The sequence below is a fragment of the Roseibacillus ishigakijimensis genome, from assembly GCF_016595415.1.
Classification (GTDB): Bacteria; Verrucomicrobiota; Verrucomicrobiia; order Verrucomicrobiales; family Akkermansiaceae; genus Roseibacillus; species Roseibacillus ishigakijimensis.
The window spans coordinates 1-25,362 of the sequence record NZ_JAENIO010000039.1 but is presented as its reverse complement, the minus strand read 5'-3'; the positions used below and the strand labels follow the sequence as shown (position 1 = coordinate 25,362).

The window sequence follows — 25,362 nt, the reverse complement described above, 5'->3', positions numbered from 1 at the left end:
ACACAAATCAGTATTTGATGATGAAGTTGACATTAGCGTTTTTCGGTCGGGTTTCAGGGCCACCAGAAACTTCCATCAATTTGCGCCCCACCGCATTCGAATTGACGTAAGCTGGTGAAGCGTTGCTATTTCGCCCTGTGATAGAAATGTCAGTTCGGTATTGAGCATCCGGATGGTCAAAGCCAACGTTGCCAGCACCAACAAATGTCCGGTTGGCCCAAAGACGATGAGCATGCTCTTTGAACTCGTCAGCTTGGACGCTTCCTACCCGGTTGCCAGCATTCCCATTCGGAGCCATTGCTGGGCGCTGTGCATCGCTTGCGTTTGGATCAAGTCCTGCAGCGGCATACTCTTCCCCTTCAGGTCCATCTGGATCGTCGGTGCCGCGAAGAAAGCGACCCCGATAATCAGGAAGATTGAAGTCGCCCTCAGATTCTCCTCCTGTCCCGTGGGAAGTTCCGATTGCGTCCCATAGATGCGGATACTCAACTTGAGTGACAACGGATCCGTCGCACATGAGCCAACCGTCTGGCGGGGTCGTTCCGGCGAAGGCTTGAATCGTTCCGGGTGGATTGAGCTTTCTCAGCAGCTCGACCTCAAGATCTTCCTCCTTGATTGAGCCATTGACGATTTCGAGCGTTCCGACTGACTCATCCGCAAGCTGCTCCTTGACGATACGGTTGTCGGCCACAATGGAGGAAGCGGGTATGCTGTTCTCCTGCAAGACGGAAGGTTTCAGCTTACCAGAGGCCGGGTCCCCTTCCTCGTCGAAGTCAAGAATGAGGGACCAGTCGCTGCCATCCAATTCCCGAGCCTCCGCTGCTTCTACCGCAAAAACGGATGGAAGCAGAACCTGCCGAGGCAACAAGGGTGGGTCGGCGGCGGTGATGGTCTCGCTACCATCAGCATCGACGGTAATTTCAAGATAGAGCGACTCCGCAAAGTCCACTCCACTCAACGATGTCTTCGTTCCAAGAATCGTGTTTACCAGTCCGCCGTTAACCGAGAGCTTATGAACTTCTCCCGCCCACACGGCGTTGCCGGAAACAGGGGCGTCGTAGATCTTGAATTGAACGACTTTGGGGCCGTCGGCGATGGCTTGGCCGGAGGCGGCGGTGAGATGGCCTTGGAAAGGCAGAAGACTGGGCGTGGCAAAGCCCATACCAGGGAACAACAGGATAAGCGCGGCTAATTTCATGATGGTTGTTTTAATATTTAATTATATAATTTACGTAGGCATTCGCCGGCCGGGTCTCATTTCCTCCTGACTTGCTAGTCAAACCTTGAGTCGGCAGACCGCTGGTTCCTTTCAACCGGTAGTTGTAGCCTCCATAGGCCCCCGTAGTGTTAAGTATATGGGGAGAGTTCCCTGCGCCATTCGAAGGATTAGGGGATCCTCCGCTATTGTCTGCTCCGGGATTGATCATCAAATGAGCATGAGCCCCGTATTCATGCGCTTGGACCGATCCGACTTCATTTCCTGTTTTCTGGCCGGAAATCTCCAAATCCACAATATTACCTCCAACATCCATTGTATCATCTCGATCTGCCGCGTCCGGGTCTCTTCCAGACGGACCGCTTTTTCCCCTTAGAAAATACCCACGAAGGTCGGGCAAATTGAAATCCGTGACATTGCCACCGCCAATGACTGGAGAAAAGAGCGCGTCCACACCAGCCTCAGTTCCGTCTCCCCATTGCTGATGGATTGCCTCGTAAAGACTTTGGTAATCGCCCGAATACAACGCAGAGCCATCACAAAGGAGCCAGCCATCTGGTATATTACTAAGTCCACTCACTGGGTCCAGTTCAGGGCCAGCGAAGGGCATAATGCTCCCAGTTGGGACCGTTGCTGTGATAACTTCAGGAGAAAGATCAACACGCTGAATTGAGCCGTCTGCGATTTCTTCAGATTCGACTGATCCCTCTGCCATCTCTACTGCGGAAACCGAATCGCTCACAAGAGCCCCACCTGGAATCGACCCCTCCTGAAGAACACTTGGATTGAGTTTTTTACCCGTCATATCATCTTGTAGAAGGTCCACACCCTCAACCGTCTCGGCACTCATCGCCACGTGGGCAAAGTTTGCTGGAAGTAGAACCTGCCTCGGTAGCAGTGGCGGGTCAGCTGCAGTGATGGTTTGATCTCCATCCGCATCAATCGTGACTTCCACATACAGCGGCTCTGAGAACATAATCTTTGTCTCGGCCGCATAACGCTCGGGAAATGCTGTCTTCGTCCCCAAGATCGTATTCACCAATCCACCATTCACCGACAGCTTATGAACTTCTCCCGCCCAGACGGCGGTTCCGGAAACGGGGGCGTCGTAGATTTTGAACTGAACGACTTTGGCGCCGTCGGCAATGGCAGAGCCGGAGGCGTCGGTGAGGTGGCCTTGGAAGGGCAGAAGCTGCGGGGCGGCAGGAGCAAGGCCCGCCATGGCAATGAGAATGGGGATGGTTGTTTTCATGATTGGCTAGTATTTGATGATGAAATTAACATATACGTTTTTGGGACGAGTCTCAGAGCCTCCGACGCGATAGCATCTGGACGTGTTGATTGCGCCCGGAGCGCTCACACTCACGTTTGAACGTGCCAAAGCCCCTTGCCCCAAGCCCGAGGCATTTGCATTCGCTAGCTCATGTTCATGACTCTCAAACTCGTCATCTTGGACAGAGCCAATTCTGTTGCCTTGGTTTCCGCCCAAGTTCATCGCGGGACGTTCGGAATCGCTGACATCAGGGTCATTCCCTGCTGCGACGTATTCCGCACCTTCCGGTCCATCAGGGTCGTCTGTTCCTCGAAGGAAGCGGCCTCGGTAATCCGGGAGATGGAAATCGCCATCGTCGGGACTACCAGCACCGTGAAAGCTTCCAATGGCTTGCCAAAGGTGAGGAAATTCGGCTTGAGTCACAATCGAACCATCGCACATCAACCAGCCGTCGGGAGGGGTTGTCCCGGCATAGGCCTGAATGGTTCCTGGAGGCAGGAGTTGCCGGACGAGTTCAGCCGCCAAATCCTGCATCTCAATCGTGCCGTCAGCGATTTTGGCCCCTGTGACGGCACCATTTCTCAGCTCAGCTGTATTGATTGCATTTGAGGCAATTTGTGAACTTTGGATCGAGTTGTTCGCAACGATCGCATTGGCAGGAATGGTATTGGCGGCCACAATCTCGGGTTTCAACTTGCCAGTTGACGGGTCCCCCGTCGTAAAAACCGAAGCCCAGTCATACCCATCCAATTCCCGAGCCTCTCCAGCTTCGGAGGCAAAGACTGCCGGAAGTAAGACCTGTCGGGGCAACAAGGGTGGATCGGCAGCGGTAATGGTTTCACTGTCGTCAGCATCGACGGTAAGTTCAAGATAGAGCGATTCGGCGAAGTCCACGTCGCTCAACGATGTCTTCGTTCCGAGGATGGTGTTCACCAAGCCTCCATTAACCGACAGCTTATGAATTTCTCCCGCCCACACGGGGGTGCCGGAAACAGGGGCGTCGTAGATTTTGAATTGGACGACCTTGGCTCCGTCGGCGATGGCAGAGCCGGAGGCGTCGGTGAGGTGGCCTTGGAAGGGTAGGAGCTGAGGGGAAGCTTTGGCAGCACAGAATACTAGTGATAAAAGTATGATTGAAATTTTCATTGAGATAACTTTCTATTTTGGTTCTAAGGCGTCCAACCGGACTGAAGAGCTGATTCGATTTTTTCGACATAGCAACCCAAGTTCCAGCCACATGACCGAACAAGTGGATCGTCACTTTGCGGGCTGGGATGGGCAATAAAGTTACTTAGTTCCTTACTAGCGTTACTAAAATTCTCATACCCTACAGAAGTTAAATCCAACTCGCACCCTCCTCCTAAACCTGCCCCTCCAATGCCTGGAAAGCTTGCAGCAATTTTGCTCTTTGGACCCAGCTTTGCTGCAAAAATCGCGCCTCCTACACAGCCCTCGACTTCAAACTTACAATTTACATTCCCGAAAGTAAAACTAGTTCCCAACGAACCCTTCTTCACACAAGCATTAACTTCGAAACCAAGCCCTCCCTCAACATATCCAAAATCGGCTCCAACCGCAAAAGCCTTAACCTCACCATAAAATTGTTGATTAATATTCTTTCCGCCGATTTGGTATCCTCCTTTCATACTATAGGCACTCGCTTCAGCAGTAGCACCGAAAATTTGCTCTTTCATACTCGCCCCAAATCCCAGCTTTCGTTCCAAGGCATTCATTTGAAAAAAGCCACCCGTCTTACTTCCTCCTTTGTTGATAATTTCAACCTTTTCATCTACCACAGTTACAGATGATTTGTCACTTGCCCCAGTAGGATCAACAAATACAACAGGGTTGTTTCGTGAGTATGAATAAGAGTTTTGAGTCTTGGGAAGACAGATGCGAACTGCCTCAGAGACAGCATCCACCGGATCCACCCGATTAAATCTCCCTAGACTCGCGCACAAATACCTCGCCTCAAAATAGTGCAAATCACTCTCCGCATCCTGCTCTTTCTGGGTGAACCCGTAGGCTTCCTCCAAACCTCGCGGACGATACTTATGCCTTGGATGGCCGAAGGCGTAGTTGGCGATTTCCTCGAAGAGATCGCCATTCTGGTCGGTGATGACGCTGGAGGAGCCGAGGTGGTCCTGATGATAGAAGCGGACTTGAAGGTCAGGCTCGGGAGTTTGGTCGAGTTGCTCGGCGGTGGACGAGCTTTGCAGATAAAGGGCCGCACTGGTGGGAAGCTCTTCCGGGAGAGAATCCGAAAAGCCCGCGAGCTCTCCTGCGAATCTGATTTGCCAAGACTGGTTTTCACTATCCCAGAGCCAAAGGTCGGCATCGGCAGGAAGCTCATCAAGTTGCATTGGAGTATCCCCCGTATTGCGGACGAATTGCCCTTGCTCGGCGACAATTGCCTGATCCGCAGGAGGAGCCCGACTTCCTGTGACGCCAACCACACCTTCCCCATTGGCATGTAGCCACACCGGGGTGTGCGGCGGCATGGCCTCGCTCATGGGTGACCAATCGCCGTCTCCCTCATTCCACCAAACTGCTGCATCGAGTAGCGGCTGCGCTTCCGGGTCCAAGCTGCCCTGCCCTTCCCCGACGGTGACTGTTTGCAGATTCCACCCTTGCTGCAAACGAAGCCGCTGAGTCTTGGTGGCGGCGGTGGTTTGCAGTGAACTGGTGACCCGGGCCACGCGGGTATCGCCACTCCAGACATATTTCACTGGCGGTTCACCGGGGCGGAGTTCGAAGTATTTGTTGATGTAGAGCGTTTGCTGTGGGGAGCTTGAAGTGTGCAGTCCCTCGGTCGACGGCTTTGCGGTGACCTCCTTGATGACGCGACGGTCGGTATAGTCGTAGGCGTATCGGGCGGTCATATGGTCGTTTTCCGCCGAGATCATACGATCCTTAAAGTCCCACCCACAGGTGAGGCCGTCGATATCGGTCATGTTGCCATTGGCATCGTAGGGGTAGCTTCGTCCGCCGTCTGCAGTCACGCTGGTGAGGGCATGGGGACCAGCGATGGTCGTGCTCCCCCCATCCCGGTCGCTCGCTCCCAAAGAGCCCCCGTAGCTCATCGTTCCGAGATGAGTGATGGACCGTCCGTTCTCGGAATGCTCGATATTCGACTCCTTTTTCAACATGTTGCCGAGACGATCATAACGGTAATCAATGGTGCCCTCGCTTCCCCCGACGAGGAGAGGATAGGCGACTTGGTTGAGACGATAGAGGTCGTCGTATTGGAAGGTCTGGGTGTTTCGTCGCTGCTCGGCCTCTGGCTCTCCGGTCAGGTCTCGCTCGTCATCAATGCGGGTGATGTTGTTTGCGGGGTCGAAGGTGTACGAAAAGTCGATGAGCGGAGTCTGCTGTTGGGAGTTTGCTGTTTGCAGATCGTGCAGGCGGAGACGCGGGTCGTAGTCGTAGGTGGTGGAGACGCCGTTGGCGTAGGTGATGGAATCGAGCTGGGAGGAGGGGCGGTAGTCGATGTCGGAGATGACGGAGCCGACGGTCTCACCATCGATGGACTCGAGAAGATTCCGGGCATTATAGGTGTAGCCCACTTCATCCGAATCCGGGTAGACCATGGCTGTGACCCGGTCGAGAGAATCGTATTGATAGCGAGTCTGGTAGGAAACGAGCACCTGGGACAACACCACATCCGGCAAACGTTTCACCTGCCAAACGAGTCGACCCCGTTCATCATAGGAAAAATGCTCCTCTCCGGTGAGATCAGTGACTCCGACGAGTTGGCCCTTGGGATTGGCGGAGGTTCCGCTGGAACCATTGCCGAAATCGAGTCCAGCGACCCCCGCGTCGTATTGATAGCTCACGTCCGGCTCCAGGCCGGCGGCATCCTGATAGTCCTCGCTCTTGATTCGATTGACGCCATCGTAGGTGTATTTGATAACTTGCTCCTTTGCATCGGTCGTCTCCACGAGATTGGAGGCCGGACTGTAAACGTAATCCATCGTCCCTCGGTCGGGGTCGTCCATGAAGGTCAATCGGGCGAGTCCATCGTAGGCCATGTGCTTCTGATTGCCCTGGGAATCGAGGATATGAGTGAGCTTGTCATTGAGGTCGTAGGTGTAGGCCGTTTCCCAATTGGACGCCGTTTCCGAGACTTCGCCCTCGTCATCAAGCTTCACGACCTCGTGAACTTTCACCAGACGGCCCAAGCCATCCTCAAAATGAACCAGCGGAGTCCCAGCATGGATGGAGGAGCCATCGGCATCATTCTCGTCAAAGAGGCGTTTCTCGAAGGGAAGGATATGCGTCAGCGTTTGCATCCGAGTGTCGTCGTCCCAGTCCTCTGGCGGCTGCACGACCCGAATTTCCCGTCCCAGGGGATCAGCAAGGTGGTCAGACTTTACAATGGCCGGCTCGACCGTCTCTCCCGCCGGAGGACGACCGTCCGGCCAGACCTTGGCAAACGTAGGCGGACCGGTGGCAGTGACTTGATAAGGAAGCCATGTCGCGGCTTCTGCCCCTCGAAGATTGTAGGAGGTTGCCTTTGAAACGACCCATTGGCCGGACTCTTCGTCTTCCCCAATCTCGGCGATGCTTTTCCCGCATCCATCGGTGTAAGCCAGCGTCATGTAGACTCCCCCCCCAGCTTCTTCGCGAGCATGGGTGATGACCCGACTCGCAAGGTCGAGATAGTCGTTTACCGTCAGCTCACCATCGCGGGCGTAGGTGTAGGCTTGGGATCGGAGTGGGTCGAACGGCTGGTATTCATAAAGCAGAGTCGGACTCTCCACGCTGTCGCCCGGCTTGATGATGGCGACGAGGCGGGCGAAGGAATCATATTCATAATCGGTGATATTATCATTAAAATCCGTTGAGGATTCCACCGTGCCGAAACCAAAATCGTAACTCGCCTCCATGACGAGGTCGGGATTGCCTGCTCCGACCGAGATGGTTTCGGACACGGGGAAAGTGTGGAACGTCTCATCGTAGCCGATGGTGCGGGAGTGCCCTCCTCCTACTCCGTATTCAGCATGCCCATAGTCCGGGTCGCGCATCCCTGTGACGTTGCCGTAGGAGTCGTAAGCGGACCGCTCGGCATCGATGGCAGTCTCCGCGTCGATGTATCTTTGCACCCGATGCAGGAGAGCTCGGCTTCCAATCTCTCCCTGGACGCCCTCATATTCGGTGCCGTCGTAAAAGTGGACCGTCTTATTGACAAAAGCATCGCTCTCGTCAGTTGTCAGAATGGTATCAGGCTGGGAAATGATCCAGCGGTCCAAGGCTTCGCCTCCGAGAGCATAGCTCGTGACCACTTTCCGTTCATCGTCGTAGTCAGCGCCAAGAATACCCTCGTCGAATTCCATAGTCGAATTGCCGTAGTCGTCGTAGTCGAAGGACTTCCGAGTGCTCAGACTCCCCCGCTCAGGATAGTCGAGATGTTCACTCAGGAGCCCGTTGGCCTCGAAGATGTCGGTCTCGATTTTTGCTACAAAAGCGAAGCTGACCGAGCGCCCGTTGCCTGCCACAACAGTAGGACTGGTAAACCGACCCGCAGGAACCGGGGCCACGTCGCCATATTGGGTCAGGGTTCCATCTCGGTCTTGATCGGCCCAAGTGGTGAGTTCCTCGGTCGGTCGGTAGAGACGCCGCACCCCCCAGAATTGGCGCGCACGCTGATAGACAAAATCATCGGGTGTGATGGAGGCATAGAGCCCCGTCTCGGAGGCGGACGCGCAGTCCTTGTCAAAGTCACTTGCACTCGTATTGTGCAGCACCCAGGGATCAATCTTCTCCTCCAGCAGCTGCCTGCCCTTCAAGCACTCCTCTTCCCGGCCCGCCTTCGCGGTGAATTCATCCACGAGCCCGGCATCAGGAAACTCAGGCTCTTCATCATTGTCCTGCTGATCGGCGGCTCCGGTGTGGAAGCGGTAGCGCGTGACGAGGGTCGGTCCGCTAACTTGACCAGTCGGAGTCGAGCCGACATCCCAGCCGTCACTTTGGCCAATCACGCCCAGGGAATCGTCCCAGAGAAAATCGTCTCCATAATCCACCCTTTCAGCGAAGGAGAAGCCCCGAAACTCCTTCTCAAAACCATCATAAAATCCGTCCCGGTATTTGAACTCGCTCACCAAGGCATCATCATGGCCGTCACCGTTGAGGTCGTAGCCACAGGTAGTCACCATGCGCCTCACCACCTGCATCGCAAAGGGCACCTTGGTCTTCCAAGGGTGACCCGCGTCCTGCGCTCGCACATAGTCCTCATGAGCATTGCCGTATTCAATGGTCGTCACCTTTCCGAGCGAGTTGTCGATGCGGGTCAAAAGGTTTGGCTTTCCGGCATCGGGCATGAGGTCGAGCCACTTCCAAGTATTATTGAAGCCCGTATTGCGCCAAATGAGATCGGTGGAACCATTGCCATTGAGGTCAGCGGTGCGGAAGGTGGTGGCATTAGTGCCAGCACGCGGGCGGTATTCGGGGAGCCCCGTCTTGGTAATCGGCTGTGACCACTTCGTGCCCGCGATATTGGCCCGCAGAGTCACATTCGAAGAAGAACCCGACCCGTCGATCTTGATAATGTCCGCCAAACCATCCCCAGTGAAGTCCTGCACATAAAAGTCCCGCAGGTCAGCTCCATCGATCTGAAAGGAATCCATGAAGGACAACTCCATCTCCCTCTCCGCACCCCATTCTCCAAGCGCACAATAGGGCCAGTAGCGCACGTTGAGGGTGGCTCCGATGCCCGAACCTGTGGTGGTGAGATACACGAGATCGAGGAGACGATCTCCGTTCATATCAACCAACTTAACCGCCGGGTTGCTAACGCCATTGGAGGCAAAGGTCGCACTGGTAGGCAAACTCGTCTGGGTTTGAAAAAGCTGCCAGTTTCCAGCCTCGTCTCTGTAATAGCCAGAGAGCTGCAAACCGGTAAAATCTGCCTCCGCAGAGAGAAAGTCCGGCACCTTGTCGAAATTCAAGTCCATCTGCCGCGTAGCCGGATTTCCCAAGTCGACCCAAGCCGGAGCCGAATCCAAAACTTCGGCCGGAGCGGAAGGGGTGGATTCAAATCCCAGTTCCCCGGTGTCAGCATCAAGTCGCGCCCTGTTGGCGTAAACCGCGATCCGTTTTCCCGAGAACTCATCGTAAAGGTGCATCACATCCGACAGCCCGTCTCCTTGGGAATCCGCCATTGTGAAGCCCGGTAAACTCAAGTCGATGGACGAGGAATTCGACACCAACTTAGGAGCAGAAAATCGAATTTCACTATCTCCATTGAGCCCTTCGTTAAAACACACCTGCTGGGTGCGGACAAAGCCCTGCGCCTCGCTCGAAAAAATGTCGGGGAGGCCATCGCCATCCACATCGACAATTTGAACCTCGCCACTGGCCGACGCGAGGTCGAGAAGCGGAACCGATGCGGTGTCCTGCACGCTCGCGTTGGACAGCCCTCCCCCCAGAAAGCTGTAGTGAAAAATGAGCGGAGGCAGATAGTTGCTTCCCGTCCGGTCATACTGCACCACCCGCTTTAAGACCGAGACCCCCAGATCAAAAGCACCCACCCGGGCATTTTGCTCCTCAAACGACAACGGCGAAGAGTCTCCCTCAGCGTGCTCATACTCCAAGTCATAGCTCCTCACACGCGCGCCAGAGGTCCACATCGTCACTCCAACGAGCAGCCGGTCAACTCTCGAGGAAAATGTAGGACGATAGTCATCAAAGGCATCAGGCCGAATCTCATAGGAAAAAGTCACCTCGCGCTCATGACTCCCGCTATGACTGTAGGAGACGCGCGACGGAAAGAGCATCCCTGTCCCCAACAAATACTCGTAGTCGATGCGATTGCCGTGCAAATCAATCGTCCGGTCCAAACCCCAGCAATAAGTGCGGTCAAAGTCTGAGCCAGCATGGGTCGGATGCTCGACTACGCTCCATCGGCCCGATTCATCACGATGTCGACCGAAGAAATGTCGTGTTCCATTCCGCTCCGTCATTTCCCAGGCATCGACGAGAAAATCATTGTTCGAGTCGATAGGCTTGAAGCGTTGGAACCCGGTCTCGTTCTCGCAGCGGAACGTTCCGTCACTCAAAGAAACCAATTCTTCGCCATTGAAGAGGAAGGTGTCACTACTGTTGTAGCTCGGAAAGCCCTTGTCCGTCTGACGCTTAATTTGTGGAATCGAAAGCGTCCACCCAATGCCCACGAAGGAGTTGCCCAAGCCGGAATTGTAGGACAGCCCAAGCGAAGGCTGTAGCCCTGCCCTCCCCGGCGGAACCTCGAAATTCACCGCATAGCTCGACGAACCCGTATTGAGCTGAGGTTCAAAAGACTCACCCAGCCCTTCAATTGAACCTGGGCCAGACGGAAGTGAGATAACAGAGGGCTTGACAGCGGACTTATCGGGGGTTTGGGCTGATATCAACCCAGATAGGACGAGAAAAAAAAAAGAGCGCCTCATCGTCTTTACTCAGTATTTGATTAGGTAGCCAACGTTGGCATTCTTAGGACGAGTTTCGGAACCTCCTACGCTATTGGCACTTATCACATTCGGCCCATAAGAAAACTGAGCTGCACCGGATCCATGGTATTGTTGTTGCATAGGAGTATAGGTTCCAGGTTGACTAAATGCTCCTGCTATAGCAACAGGATAAAGCTTACTTGTTTGTCCTGAAATAGAATGACCATGACTTTCAAACGCATCCTGCTGAAAAGAGCCGACTAGGTTTCCTGTAGCTCCTCCTGAGAACCTCGAATATCGTTGACTATCCCGGCCCTCATCCACAAAACTGTCGGATGCACCAGCACTCCACCCTCTCAAAAACACTCCTCTCAAATCCGGGAGATTCACCGTTTGCGGAACATCGGTATCCTGCCCGTCCCCCCATTTAGAACCGAGAGCGTTCAGTAGGGCAGCATATTTTCCATTCTCCAGATCATCGGTAATGACCGCACCGTTGCAAAAGAGATAGCCCGGAACAGGCTCAAGCAGTACTCCCGTATCCGCCCCGATGTCTCCCGCATAGGCAATGATGGTACCCGGAGGATTCAGAGTATCGAGCTGCTTTTGAATCAGCGCACTAAGGTCTTGCCTATCGATCGAACTATCCAAGACCATTTCTCCAGACACCGCATTCTCTTGGATCTGCTCAGCCCCCACTGAATTTTCGCCCATCTGACGGGCCAAAATCGAACCATCCATAATCTTTGTTGCCGGTATGCCGCCATCGGCAATCGCACTCATTGCTAATTTACCATCGGTAACCAGATCCACCCCCTCAACCGTCTCTGCGCTCATTGCCACATGAGCAAAATTTGCCGGGAGCAGCACCTGTCTTGGCAACAAGGGTGGGTCTGCAGCGGTAATCGTCTCGCTCCCGTCAGCATCCACCGTGATTTCCAGATACAATGGCTCCGAGAACATCACTTTGATCCCGCCTGAATAAGTCTCGGGAAACGCGGTCTTTGTGCCCAGTATCGTATTCACTAACCCACCGTTCACCGAGAGCTTATGAACCTCCCCCGCCCAGACCGCAGTTCCAGACACAGGCGCATCGTAAATCTTAAATTGGACCAACTTCGAACCATCAGCAACGGCCGTTCCAGAAGCATCTGTCAGATGGCCCTGAAAGGGTAGAAGCTGCTCGGCGGAGGAAAATCCACCCCACAGTTGAGATAGGAAGCAGGTATTCAGCAAAATACGTTTCATCGATTCTAAAACTTAATGATGTAGTTTACATTAACGTTTATTGGACGCGTCTCGGCTCCGCCAACCGAATTCGTAAGACCTCGGTCAGGAATTCCCCCGCTACCCGTAAGCTGATAGTTGCTGGAGGCACTATTACTGATCATGCGCAATGAAAGATAAGGAGCATTTGTCTGACCGACGAGCTTACCAGATGCACTTGAATTTAAGGTTCCGTTCATTATGAAATGCTGATGGCTTTGCATTTGACTCAGCTGAGCAGAACCTACAAAATTTCCTGCATTGGCTCCCGCACGGATTTCCACACGTGAATTCTTGTCAGGATCTCTATCAGATTCGCCCGAGACTCCTCTCAAAAATCTTCCTCGTAAATCTGGCAAATTGAAATCCGTCTCACCCGGAGTGGCCCCGGGGCCTGTTGTCCCATTTCCCCAAGCCGTTTGAATGGCTTGGTGAAGGGTCGGATAATCGTCGCTATCGAGAGCCGTGCCGTCACAGAGAAGCCATCCATCTGGAACATTCTCTGCCGCGCCACCAAAAGCCGTGATGGACCCGGCAGGATTGAGACCGAGGTTGAGCAGTTCCGTTACGGACTCGGCCAAGTCATCCAAAGTGATGGTTTGATCGCGAATCTCATCCCCAGTCACAGCTCCCGAAGCGATGTGCTCAGCAAGCAAGCCTTGAGAAGGATCTCCACCATCATCTGTCAACTTGGCCAGTGGAAACGAGCCGTCCGCGACGACTGCGGGATTAAGAGCTCCATTATCCAACATATCGACCCCTTCAACGAGCCGGGAATTCGCAGCTTCGGCCGCGAAGACCGCAGGGACGATCACTTGACGCGGGAGCAAGGGTGGATCAGCCGCCGTTATGGCTCCATCGCCATCGGCGTCAACCGTGATTTCCAAATAAGTCGAGTTGGAGAAATCGACTCCCGACAGGGAGGTTTTGGTGCCGAGCATCGTATTCACGAGCCCCTCGTTTACCGAAAGCTTGTGCACCTCCCCCGCCCAGACCGCCGTGCCCGATACCGGGGCGTCATACATCTTGAACTGTACTACTTTGGCTCCATCTACAACCGGCTGCCCATCAGCTCCGGTCAGATGGCCCTGAAAGGGCAATAATGTGTTCTGCGCCTGACTATTACCAAACCCTAATAGTAATAATCCCCCAATAGCGACTCCCAAGAAACCTGTCGTTACAAGCGTTGTCGTGTTCATTCTCTAGAGTTTTATGATGTAGTTGACAGCAATGTTGATCGGACGAGTTTCAGAACCTCCTGCGGCCCGAGTTGTCGAGCTTGCATAGTAGCGAGGATAAGTTACTCCGCCCCCAATTTCACTGGGGTTTCCCGCACTCGGATTGCCCCCAGTCCGATGGTCCGAATACCCGTGCGAATGACTTTGAAGTTCGTCCGATTGAACCGAACCTACGAACGTCCCTAAAGCTGTGGGTCCCTGAAAGTTGCGAATATCAGGATCGCGATCTCCTGCAGAACCATCCGGTCCATCCACACCCCGGAGAAAATAGCCACGAAGATCCGGCAGCTTGAAATCACTCGCAGGGTCAGCAGCTAAACCAAAGCGGCCATCACCGATAATGCCCTCAAGCGCGACGTAATCTGGACTGATTCGACTCACTTCCTGCCCGTAACACAGTGCCCACCCGGGAGGTGCGACGTCGCCGGAATAAGGAGCAATCGTGCCTGGTGGGATGAGCCCCAAGCTCAGCCGCTGCCGTAGAGCGGGACTTAAATCGTCCTCTGTAATCGAATCGTCAGAAATCTCCCCAGCCCCTACCGACCCATCGGCCAAGTGAACCGCTAAAATCGAATTTTCTTTCAACACGGTCGGCCAGAGGGTCCCCGTCGCATCATCGACCAAGTCCACCCCTTCCACCGTTTCCGCACTCATCGCGACATGGGAAAAATTGGAAGGAAGCAGGACCTGTCTTGGAAGTAGTGGAGGGTCTGCCGCAGTGATGGTTTCGCTGCCATCTGCATCGACCGTAATTTCCAGATACAGCGGCTCTGAGAACATCACCTTAGCTCCCCCTGAATAGGTCTCCGAGAATGCCGTCTTTGTTCCAAGAATCGTGTTTACCAGCCCGCCGTTGACCGACAATTTATGCACCTCTCCCGCCCAGACTGCCGTTCCAGAGACTGGAGCGTCGTAGATTTTGAATTGCACCACCTTCGCCCCGTCTGCAATGGCGTTGCCTCCCGCATCCGTGAGATGGCCTTGGAAAGGCAAAAGCTGAGGGGTGGCTGCAACGTCTCCGGCCAATAACAAAAGAAGAAGCTTCGCGTGTCTCTTCATGGAATTGTAAATAGAGTTTCTCACTCATTCAAACTCGCCTCGATCCGGTAGAAGGCCTCTGGATCCGAAGCATCACTATCAAGGGCAACTCCTTCAAAAATGTTGGAGATAATCTCATCCCCATCGCTAATCGGGATTGCTGGGGTGGTGAGCGCAAAAGGATCACTCTGACCCAAATCAGTGCTCTTGTGGATTTCATAAGTTCGCGAGCCGTCGGAATACTTCGGAGTGAAGCGAATCCTCTTTTGTCCCGGTTGTCCCGCCACGGACTCTATGCTGACCACGACCTTATGAAGAGCCGCATTGCTATTTTGGTTCAGAGGGTCTGTTCCAAAAGTCCACTCCGCCTCATTCGTCATCTTATCCCCGTCCGCATCTGCCGTGCGCATACCAGTGGCGGAATTGGGGTCCAATCCATTCGCAGTCGCCCAAGATTCATAAGTTCCCACCGGGGCATCGATATTAGTCAACAAATCCATCCGCACCATTTGTCCCCTCCCTTCTTCGCCCGAAGAGTTTTCTGGAAACGTGAAAGTAGCAACCTGCGGGCTAGGAACCGAGACGGGGCTATTTTGACCATCGGAGGTCACTCTACTGCTGGGTAGTCTCAAAGTGTATCCAGTCGGTGACGCTGGGTAATCAAAATGGATCGCACTTCCTTGAATTTGATTGTTTCCACCCACAACTGATATATTCCCAAAATTGATACGAGCTACATAGTAGCTCGCCCCTTCTTTTCCCAAACCAACGGTGGTAGGCACGGTGACCGACTTCAATGGCTCGCTCTGCTGAAAACTGGTCACGACCGTCAGCGAAGTCGCCGGAAGGGTCGAGGTGCCATCGCTAGCCAAAACCTTGCCGTAGACAATCACTCCCGGCTCGGGGACGCCTGTCGTCTGAGCGTGAAGAATTGGAACCAGAAGGCCAAGCGCTGGGGCCATTAAAAATAGTGAATGTTTCATGATTTGAAGAATTCCAATGGTTTGCAGGAGAATTTAGTTCGGCCAATCATAGTTGCTTCCGGTTGAAACGGGAGGTCCGGCTTCCCAGAAAATATAGAAAAGGATGTCGTCAATATTCTCCCAGTTGAAGGAGGCATTTCCCTGGCGCACAACGAAGACCACATTATCGCAAGCAAACGGCCATTCGATGAGCGGCATCTGAGGATTGAATCCTGGATCGGGCTGCAGATTATTGGCTGTTACCTCATAGTCCTCGACCGCGAAGATGGCATTCGAGCCTGTCACGGTCAGGTCAAGCGGATCGTTCTGGAAGAGGGCGAGATCTGTCCGGATGGTTCGATTGCTTTGGGTGTAAATGCTATCAAGGAACTTGCCTTCTCTAGACACAGTTCCATGAAGATAGAGAGAAGCAGGAAAACGATTGGGCTTCGTCGGCTGGCCCTGAGTCACATTGTGTCCGACAATTTCTGTCCCCACCCCAAGAAGGCGACGATTCCAAATATTGGCATTTGAGACCCCTGCTGAACCAAAGAGATAAAGTGGGCTGCCCAATCCATCGACCTCAATCAATTGATTCAGATTGACAGGAAAATCAATGCGGAGTTCCAATCCCTCTGCGGACGCCTGCTCGGCTTGGCGCAGCATGTAGGAGCGGAAGCGACGAATATTTTCGTTTCGAAGAACCGGATCGATTCCAAACCTCCCCGACCCTGCGGGCTGATCGTAAGTGAGATCATTGAGCCCTAGAATATGCTGCCGCAGGGAGACCTCAATCGCATTGCCAATATTGGTCGAGCGACCTCCCGAAACCGAACCTCGGCGAGACAAGAGATAATTATTCCACGATTTCAATGCGTCCCAGAAGTCAGAAGTCTGGTCGTGGTTTCCCACTGAAAATACAGCTTCGGCATCCGGAAAAAGATCGAACCGTGGGTCCGCAGCGAACTGTTCATAAGCGCCGACCGCGTTCAGCACAGGGTTTTCGTAGGGCTCGACCCAAGCCTTTTCCAGCATTTTCGCCAAGATGTAGAGCTCAACTTGATAAGTGCGAACGAGATCTTGATAGCGCTTCTCGGCGGCTTCCTGCTCAAAGACGAGCTCCGGATCATTATACCAAAGACTTCCGGTGGAATCCTGATGATACTCGAAATCTTCGACCAATTGCTCAGCTTCAGCATAAAGCCGCTGGAGTTCAGAAACCGCGAGCTGAGCCTGGATAACTGTTGAAGGAAGTTGCTCAATGAGAATCCCCTGTTCGATAAGGAGGTTTTCAACGGTTGCCTTTGAATTGGCATTGTTGATTCCCGTCGTCGTATTAGTATTGATCATTTGCCTTATAACTGCCTGGGCAGCCTCGGTTACAGCTTTGGCGTTATATTCGGTCTGCACTCCGGATCCCAACCCACAAGCGCAGACGCTTACTCTAACAAAATCAGCAGTGGCAACTGCCACATCTAAGGCCGCGACTTGAATTCCTTGATCAGTGACGATCTGATTAACCGAATTATTTCTGTTATCCTCAATGGCTATTCTTTGAGGAATAGAATCAATTCGTGATTTCGCAACTTTTAGCTCATTAAATGCCTGCATCATTCTCAATGCAGCCAAACCCATATCCGAAACATCCGTCGGTGACGTGCCGCTCACTGGGTCAGTAAATCCCGATAGCGGTTGGGTATGCCAAGAGTCAGCCGCATCAAAGCTGACCGTCTTTGCCTCCACCCATTCTTGCACAAACTGAAGATAAGCATCTCTCCCTTCTTCGGTATTGAGGTTCTGGAACTCCGCCTGACTATCTGGATGAATCCCCGTAATTTGCCACAGCCGGAATTTGTAACGATCACGACGAAGCAGCCGATCATTGGCGGCATTCACCACTGCAGAATCATTCTGCTGGATGGCGGTTCGGGCATCGGACCAGGCTTGTTGCGTGGTCGCTTTCAAGCTAGCCACCGAAGCCAGCTTGTTGTTGACGGTGTCCCGATCCCACCGAGGAACCAAGTCAACTTGTTTGGGTCTTTCCCCTCGGGTGATTCTTCCAGCGAGAATTTGGGAGGCGGTGATATTCGTGCGCACGATGTCAGCGCTCACTTCTTGATATTCATTGTTGGTGAGAACGACATTCCCGTTGCTGTCCGGCTCACTCGCCAAACCATCATCCAACGTTGCTGCCAGCGGCAAGGAAGCCAGAAACTGGGCATGCATGTGACACCGGAGATGCTCAGATGCTTCTCCCAATAGTCCCTCCCGGTCGTTGGCAACGCCTGGATGAAAGTGAGCAGCTCGCCACAACTTGTCGCCGATAGTGGTGACCGCTCCCCCATAGCGACGGACATTCTTTCCCAATAACGCGGCAGCCGTCATACTCGGCTGGTCGTCAGCATCGTTAAAGTCAGCGTCTTCAAAGCGAGGGTGAGGAAGATAGTCAGTCTCATTCCATCGCGTGTAATACGGCAAAACAGGAAACTCATTCAGATCCGTGCCGCGAATTTCTCCGGTGGTATCTTCCTGTAGAAATGACAAGGTCTCCTTGATCCCCTCCAGAAAGTAGAGTTGGGAGTAGTAAAGAGCTTGAAGGGACTTATCGTTCGAAGGAGCAAACTCGAAAAATCCCACAGGCTCATTTCGACTCTCTGAATACCCTAAACTGTCACTATCGTCTTCTGAATTGGGAAATGAGAGTCGCGTCCCTTTGAGAAGATCACGATTTCCGGCAGAGAGGTAACCATAGAGCATTGCTTCCAGTCCCTCGTTAGCGATATACCAAGCCTGCTTGCTCTCGGTGTTAGAAACGCCAGAAGAGTTACGGATCACCATCGCTTCATCAATCGCGTCACGCAAGGCAGGGGGTTTGGCTGAAAAACCAATCCCGATAAACTTATCGACCATCGTGTCGCGCAGCTGATTACGAAGGTCATTACGGTAGGAACGACCTTCTTTGAGGTCGGCAAAGGCAGAATCCAAATCTGCCGCAACTGGCGAGACAGAAAGTAGGACGGTTGCCAGAGAAAGAGTGATATTACGACTGGACATGGCGGAGTTAGGGTTGGGAGTTCTGCTGAGGAAGGACCAGTAGATTGGTGCTGAGCTGGAAATGGAGATTCCGGGCCAGTCCTGCATGAGTCGGCCCCGCTTCAAGAGCTGGAGATGTGACAGGATCGGCATCCGTGCTCCTAACCGAGGCACCGGAAATCCCGACTGGCATGATGGTGCTTCCTATGTTGCAGGCCATTCGATACTGGGTGAACGGGCCTCCGAACCCTCCAGTCCCACGCATTAACTCATAGGATGAATCATTGCTATCGTAGGCTGTGATCCCTGCAAGGTCTTCATCTCCTGTGCTGAAAAATCCATTTCCGTCATTGTCGAGAAACCACTTTCGGGGCCAGATGAGATAATTATGATCTTCGTATGCCCAACCCGGGTCATGAATTGGTGCAGGAGTCGCCAAGCTCGCGTCTTCAAGGGGTAAGGGAATCGAAAAACCGTTCCCCGGACCTGGCTGATTATTGAGAACGGAATCGCCGGGCAAAGCAGACGCAAAGCTATCGCTCCCAAAATCTTGGTTGGGACCTGAGACCTTCGGAGCGAGATCAATGTCAGCATTCGCCGCATAAGCGTGCTGCACCATGACCAACTCCACACCCGGAGAAATTGCGGGAAAGTCTTCTGGAGTCACTGATGTTGGATTCAGTTCACCAGCCGGCAGGCTACCACCTCCAGAAAATCGGGGCTGAAAGATGAACGAGTCATAGTTCCCTGCAGAAGCATAGCTTGACCCTCCGATCTCCTCCGCATCTGCGGGTGTCTCCCCTGGCGAGGGGAGAACAACAATTTCGCGAGTCTCAGTTCCTCCGGCGTGGTTCATTGAAACGGTATAGACTCCCGCCGAAGAATACGAGTGACGGGGAGACGATCCGAAACCAGAATTTCCGTCCCCAAAATCCCAACTCACTGCAGAAGTGGCGCGGAGAGCCGTGAATTGAACCTCCAGATGGGCTAAGCCGTAGTCGGGAAAGGCATCGATTTCAACTGGCCCGGGCTCCGGAATCAACTCAATGACGAATGGCGAACTGCTCGTTCCGCTGGAATCAAATCCCGGAACCCCTAGCGTTCCTACTGGCACAGCCGGCATCGCCCGAAAACGGCTGGCAAATCGAGCTTCCTCATCATTGGAAGCAGGGCCAGCAAATTGCGGAATGAGTTGCGAGGACACAATCGAATTTCCTCCTTCATGACCGGGAAGAAATGCAGAGAGATTGACTGGCATGGCAGGAATCCCTGAAAGCACAAACTCGCCGTTGGAATCGGTTATACCGCTAAACACCTGAGAGAAAGGAAGGCCGGTGAGCGAAATGTCAGCTCCTTCGAGACCGCCTCCACTCGCATTTGTGACCCGACCATGGATGTCGACAATGGGCTGTCCGACCAGAACGACGGAAACGTCCTGCACAATGATTGTTTGCCCTGAATTATTGGTAAAAATCACATCCCAGTTTCCGCTGGTGTCACTCACAGTAGCAACGAAAGTTGCAAGGTCTGGACTCGTTCCAAGTGGAGTTAACCTACCGGGATAAGAGGCCTGACGCAATGAGGCTGGATCGATGGCAGAACCATCATGAAGCACCAACCGTTCACCTGAGGGAGCTTCCAGCTCAATCTGAATATCTGTGCTCGCGAGCGAGTTGGATCCGGATGCCCTAAGGTCGAAGGACACTCTGACATCATTCAATAAGAGGTCAGAATTGATAGTAACAGTCCGCGTTCGCGTTGCGTTTGTTCCGAAGACGATTGTGCCCGGTTTTGGTCCCGTGGCGATGGGACTTGTTCCCATGCTCGCAGACGTTACGACAGCTTCTTGAAGGGAGTCGAATGGGGTGGGACTCACCCGATCGATCTGGAAACGACCTTCCATTTCGATTGGTTCGCGCAACATTCCGTAAACAACCTCTCGATAGGTTCCCTCGATACGATATCCTTCGTCATCGACCGGGTTGGCAGTCACCAATTCTCCCTCTAGCACGACGCTTCGATAGATGGGGAACGGGAACGGATTGATACGGTCCAATGGATTGAAACCATCGTCATTCCAGTCAACATCAGTCCCCGTGGCACTTGCATCCCAGACATCGAATGGTTGCTGGTTTTGATCCCCGGGAGGAAGAAGGAAAGCCCCTCCAAGCTGGAAGCCATTTCCTGTCGCTCCCGTTACATAACCAATCAACTGAACATCAACCGGCCAAAGAGCTGACTGCGAGGCATCTATCGCACCTCGAAGAAGCCCTGAAGTCACACCATCCTCGTAAAAACTGAGATTCAGATCGATGTCTGGCACAGGATTTCGCTTGCCATTGACTGAGCTGATGACAGCAAATCCCTTCCATTCACCTTTGAGACCACCCACGTTGGCTGTGACCTCAAAAGCTTTGTCTCCAGCACTGGTTCGGAGATACAAAGTCCCGGTGTAACTCCCCTTGGTTAGGTTTTTCCGGTTAAGCCGGAGATGGATTGACTCAGTCTCAACGGTCGTGACACCTGTTAGGGCTGTATCACTACTTTGCTCACTTTGCTCAAAGGCTAGCGACATCCAAGGCTCTTCCGAAACCTCACCATCTGGAACCCACTCAGCCTCCCATAGCATTAACCCACCCCCTTCGTTTGAGAAACTTAGGGACTGAACATCTTCGTCCTCAAAAAAGACAATCTTAGTTTGGTCGCGTGCTGCAACCGGACTTGCATCTCCACTGATGCTGACGTCCTCAGGTCCATTGGGAAAATTCCCGATTGGCGGCAAGTCGGTGTCCCCTCTCGCCGTCGTGAGAAGCGAGGGTAGAATGGTCTGAGGCTCGGTAACGTTGACCCAATATCCTCGATTGACCTCCAAAAATTGGAACTCTTCTTCATTTCGATTGTTTTCCGCTGTTCCAAATTTGTTGGCATTATATCCCGGTGCTGTTGGAGCATCTGCCTGCCACTGCAAGACCGTATCGTAATCAAAACCTTGCAAAGCCAACGCAGACACCAAAGGAACCTGTTCGGATAGGGTCTGAAAAGATTCAGGACCCGCGACGGGAATCCCTATCAAGTTCCATCCAGCGTGGAGTTCGACTGCCGGTGCAGTCGAAGGAACTTCTCCTTGCAGCTGCACATTTGCATTGGTCGCCATTTCAATCCAAAAGGAACTCCCAAAAGCAACTGATGATATTCCCACCCCCGGCAAAGCATTCTGCTCAGCGGCGGCAGCATCATTCTGATCGACCGGCTTTCGATAGGTCGACCATTTCTTCGTCTCATTGTCGAAAGACCAAACCGAACGGAGTCCAGCGATTGAACCGAAAACATCTTGGGAAGTCAGCACTCCGTCCCCGGGTGTTGGGTCGGTGGGCAGCACCTGAATCGTCACTAGGTTCCAGCCTTGTTCCAGGTTCAAACTCTGTGTCGTGCCATTGACCTCAACACCCGACAGAATCCCTGCCGCCAACACTATCCAAGCGTTCCTGAATCTCATCATCCCCTTTTAGCAATTTGCGTTGTTCACGTAACTCAAAGAAATCACAACGCATCAGTTTAGAAAAGAACAAAGCACCACCATTCTTGACACAATTAGCTCACCTTACACTAAGGACTTCATTAAATAAATCACAACCAAAATAAAAACAACAAGTTAGAACAACACTTGCCGGCCCACACTTATCACCCAAAATGGTGCCATGCCCCCATTCTTTGATCCAGCTCTTATGAGAGTTTGTTAGGGGTTAAGTCGTCGCTGGGCTTCGGAGCGAAGGCCGGAGGCCGCAGCGGAACCGGAACGGAGTGGAGATAGCCGGAGGCAAAAGCACAGCGACCCGCGAACTCCGCTGGAGTCAAATCTCCCAGCGATGAGTGCGGTCTTTGATGGTTGTATTGGTAGCGATGCTCTTCGCCAAGAACTTTGGCTTCCAGTAGGCTCGTGAAGAGCTCCACATTGAGAAACTCGTCTCGAAAGCAGGAGTTGAAGCTTTCGCTGTAGGCATTCTGCCAAGGACTTCCTGGGGCGATGAACAGGGTCGTGAATCCTCGCTCCTCAATCCATCTCTGAATCGCATTCGCGACGAATTGATTCGCTAAGCTCACCGTTCGGACACGTCGCTTCGCTCCTGTCCATCTTCGCTTCGCTTCGGTTCCGGGCCGTTATCTGACCTGATGAACTGAGGGGCACCACGCCAGCGCGACCAGCCTGTCGAGCTGTTCGGTGACGTCTTGCGCGGTCATCGAACGGGCCACGTTCAAACTCATAAGTTCACGACTATATTCATCTAAAATGGGCAGCCATTTCAGTCGACTACCATCGGCGGTTTGATCAAAGATGAAGTCGTAGCTCCAAACGTGATCGGCGGCCTCAGCTCTGCGCAATTGAGTCGAACCCGCGGAGCTTCCTCGCGCCTTCTTTCTGGCAGGCTTCATAGGCACTTTCAGCCCCTCCTGTTTCCAAACGCGGTGAACTCTCTTCAAATTCACCTCCCAGCCCTCACGGCGGAGATACTTGGTCACGGTGCGGTAGCCCGCACGAGGTTTCTGCATCGCTAGACTTCTGATCGCCTTGACCAGAGGAGCGTCTGACGCTTGCTTCATCCCTCGATAGCGGTGAATTGCTCGTGGCTGATTCATCACTCGACAGGCCCTACGCTCGCTGGTTTTAAAAGTGGTTCGAAGATGGTTCACAGCTTCTCTTCGGCGGGTCGGGCCTACCACTTTTTTGCGTTGATTACCTTGCGCATTTCCATGTCCAAGGCCTGCTCTGCGACGAGCTTCTTGAGTCGAGAGTTCTCTTTTTCGAGCTCTTTGAGACGCTTCACCGTTTTCATCTGCGCTACCTCGTATTGCTTCCTTCATCGATGAAAGGTGGCTTCACTGACTTCGAGCTGACGGCACACTTCGCCGATTTCCTTTCCTCGTCCGACCTCCTCACTGGCAGTGCAGGGCTTTTTCACAATTTGTTCTGGGGTATGTCTTTTTCTTTTCATGAGAGTCATAGACCCGGCTGACGCCGGGGACGCTCATAACAGATGGCTCAAATTTTGGGGAGAACGCCAGGGCTTCCTCTGATGTCCCCTATTCGTTTGCGGCCGCGATGAAATCCGCTTGGAAAGCTTCATTGACGCAATACGATCTTCACAAGAAAAATCGACGCTCACCTATTCCTCGCACTGAGTCACTTCGAAGAAAACAGGAGAGATTCTTCCTGTATCCATCACGGATTCCTGCCGCCTCCGCTCTCTAGGGTCGTTCAATCAACATTCTGTTTTTATCCCCTGACGCGTGGAGAAAGGAGACCTCTCAAGATCCCAAGGCAAAATAACGACATCACACCAACTCAAGTCTTCATCTGGTCACATAAGGGGACCTTTTTGCTAAGAAAATGCGCTGCGGGTCAGCCTCATCCTTTCATTGGTATCAGCCCGAAACAGATGGCCCTTTGCGACTTTCTTCGAATTCTTCCGTCAAAGCGAATTCAAAGGTCTCACCCACCTTCTACCTGAGAACGGTGAAATCGTGGGCTCTGGCGCCAAGCATTCGCATGAAACGCTAGCAAAATTGGACAAAGTCGAACTCATTGCCTGCCCCCACTGCCACCTGCGCCCGATTACGATCCCATCACCTTCCGCCCCAACCAGCGCAAGGCCCGCCGCCCGTCGTCAAGCACGACATAGACCGCCGACACCAGAAAGAGGGTGATCACGGTGGCGAAGATGATGCCCAAGCCCAGCGAGACCGCCATTGGCACCAAGAACTTGGCCTGCATGTCCTGCTACGCCAACATGGGCAAGAGGCAGGCGAAGGTGGTCAGGGAAGTAAGCAGGATGGCGCGGAATCGCCGTCCCCCAGCTTGCACGGCCGCCGCCCGCGCGGAACCCAGTTCCTCGCGATGACGGTTGACGAACTCCACCAGCACCAGGGAGTCATTGACCACCACCCCGGCCAAGGCCACGAAGCCGACCATGGACATGATAGAAAGATCCATCCTCAGGAGGCCATGCCCCCGGATTCCCCCAATGAGTCCTAAGGGGATGACGCTGAGAATGATGAGGGTCTGGAAATAGGGCTCTTCACCGGCACCGCGATGAGCACATACGTCATCACCAGGGCCCCGAGAAAGCCCACCCCAATCTCGCGCGCCGAGTTGACCTGGACTTCCTGCTCGCCCTCAAATGCCCAGCTCACACTGGTAAAACGTTGCGGGATTTCGGCAAGCACCTCGTGCGTCTAGCGCCCCACCACCTCGTTGGCGTTGGTCTCGGTATCGACACCGGCGGTGATCTTGATAGAGCGGCGGCGGTCGGTGCGCTTAATGACGGCCGGTCCATTGCCATACTGCCGCTTGGCCACGCCGACGATGGAGTAAAAAGCATCCTGCAATTTCCCCACTCCACGTGTCATAATAGATCGAGAAAGTGTGTAGCTTTTTCTCTATCCGGAACCCTGAGGCCTGCTCAATCGAGCAGGCCTTTTCATTTTGAACTGAAAACTGATTTATGACCTCTAAATTAATAACTACCGGGTGGGCTGCTGACTCGCCCCGTTCCTTTCGCCGCTGGCTTCCAACGCTTGTGGGGCCTGTGTTCCTGTTGCTGGCTTCTTGTGAAGAGGAGCCGCCACCGAAGCCGGTGACTCCTCCGCCCCCCGTCACCGATACTGAGCCTGTGGGCTCAGGCTTGAAGGTGATTGGCTATGCCATGCTGGGGGCGGCGGTGGTTTGCGTGCTGGGCAAGATGCTCGACTAAATATTTACCCCCAACGACTCGTGAACCCTATTCCCTACCTCAAAGGATTTGCCTGGCTCTCGCTGCTCGCGCTGGCTGGAACAATCTTCTCGGACTTTTGGCTGCCCATGCTTTTGGGAGCGGTGGTGGTGACACTGCTGTTCCGTCTAGCCCGGGTGCGC

16 protein-coding genes are annotated in these 25,362 nt (G+C 53.4%); all 16 read right to left on the bottom strand.

All coding sequences use genetic code 11. The features are described from left to right. Positions 1-7 precede the first annotated feature (7 nt). Positions 8-1,198 carry a tail fiber protein gene (locus JIN78_RS13415; RefSeq protein WP_200392495.1) on the bottom strand — a complete coding sequence of 397 codons (1,191 nt, stop codon included), beginning with the start codon at positions 1,196-1,198 and terminating at the stop codon, positions 8-10. A 10-nt stretch (positions 1,199-1,208) separates the two neighbouring features. Next, positions 1,209-2,468 (bottom strand): tail fiber protein, encoded by a 1,260-nt coding sequence (locus tag JIN78_RS13410; RefSeq protein ID WP_200392494.1) that lies wholly within the window; start codon positions 2,466-2,468, stop codon positions 1,209-1,211. A 6-nt stretch (positions 2,469-2,474) separates the two neighbouring features. Beyond that, positions 2,475-3,635 carry a tail fiber protein gene (locus JIN78_RS13405; protein ID WP_200392493.1) on the bottom strand — a complete coding sequence of 387 codons (1,161 nt, stop codon included), beginning with the start codon at positions 3,633-3,635 and terminating at the stop codon, positions 2,475-2,477. Between the two features lie 23 nt (positions 3,636-3,658). Next, positions 3,659-10,915 carry a toxin TcdB middle/N-terminal domain-containing protein gene (locus tag JIN78_RS13400; RefSeq protein WP_234037987.1) on the bottom strand — a complete coding sequence of 2,419 codons (7,257 nt, stop codon included), beginning with the start codon at positions 10,913-10,915 and terminating at the stop codon, positions 3,659-3,661. A gap of 9 nt (positions 10,916-10,924) precedes the next feature. After that, complete coding sequence (locus tag JIN78_RS13395) at positions 10,925-12,163, bottom strand: phage tail protein (RefSeq protein ID WP_200392491.1); 1,239 nt, start codon at positions 12,161-12,163, stop codon at positions 10,925-10,927. Between the two features lie 5 nt (positions 12,164-12,168). Then, complete coding sequence (locus JIN78_RS13390) at positions 12,169-13,380, bottom strand: tail fiber protein (RefSeq protein WP_200392490.1); 1,212 nt, start codon at positions 13,378-13,380, stop codon at positions 12,169-12,171. Between the two features lie 3 nt (positions 13,381-13,383). Beyond that, complete coding sequence (locus JIN78_RS13385; RefSeq protein WP_200392489.1) at positions 13,384-14,478, bottom strand: tail fiber protein; 1,095 nt, start codon at positions 14,476-14,478, stop codon at positions 13,384-13,386. A gap of 20 nt (positions 14,479-14,498) precedes the next feature. Then, positions 14,499-15,440 (bottom strand): hypothetical protein, encoded by a 942-nt coding sequence (locus JIN78_RS13380; RefSeq protein WP_200392488.1) that lies wholly within the window; start codon positions 15,438-15,440, stop codon positions 14,499-14,501. Between the two features lie 33 nt (positions 15,441-15,473). After that, a complete protein-coding gene (locus tag JIN78_RS13375; protein WP_200392487.1) occupies positions 15,474-18,473 on the bottom strand; it encodes a hypothetical protein in 3,000 nt (999 codons plus the stop codon). Between the two features lie 7 nt (positions 18,474-18,480). Further along, positions 18,481-21,948: a PKD domain-containing protein gene (locus JIN78_RS13370; RefSeq protein ID WP_200392486.1), complete on the bottom strand. Its 3,468-nt coding sequence runs from the start codon at positions 21,946-21,948 to the stop codon at positions 18,481-18,483. Positions 21,949-22,175: 227 nt separating this feature from the next. After that, complete coding sequence (locus JIN78_RS13365) at positions 22,176-22,553, bottom strand: integrase core domain-containing protein (protein ID WP_200392485.1); 378 nt, start codon at positions 22,551-22,553, stop codon at positions 22,176-22,178. 57 nt (positions 22,554-22,610) lie between these two features. Beyond that, on the bottom strand, positions 22,611-23,087 hold the full coding sequence (locus JIN78_RS13360; protein WP_200392484.1) for an IS3 family transposase: 477 nt from the start codon (positions 23,085-23,087) through the stop codon (positions 22,611-22,613). A 976-nt stretch (positions 23,088-24,063) separates the two neighbouring features. Continuing rightward, entirely contained in the window at positions 24,064-24,222 is a 159-nt protein-coding gene (locus tag JIN78_RS13355) for a hypothetical protein (protein ID WP_200392483.1), read from the bottom strand. A gap of 6 nt (positions 24,223-24,228) precedes the next feature. Beyond that, positions 24,229-24,465: an efflux RND transporter permease subunit gene (locus JIN78_RS13350; RefSeq protein ID WP_307833004.1), complete on the bottom strand. Its 237-nt coding sequence runs from the start codon at positions 24,463-24,465 to the stop codon at positions 24,229-24,231. Between the two features lie 14 nt (positions 24,466-24,479). Continuing rightward, positions 24,480-24,674, bottom strand: coding sequence for a hypothetical protein (locus JIN78_RS13345; RefSeq protein ID WP_200392482.1), 195 nt, complete (start codon positions 24,672-24,674; stop codon positions 24,480-24,482). A 9-nt stretch (positions 24,675-24,683) separates the two neighbouring features. After that, complete coding sequence (locus tag JIN78_RS13340) at positions 24,684-24,857, bottom strand: hypothetical protein (protein WP_200392481.1); 174 nt, start codon at positions 24,855-24,857, stop codon at positions 24,684-24,686. Positions 24,858-25,362: the final 505 nt, after the last annotated feature.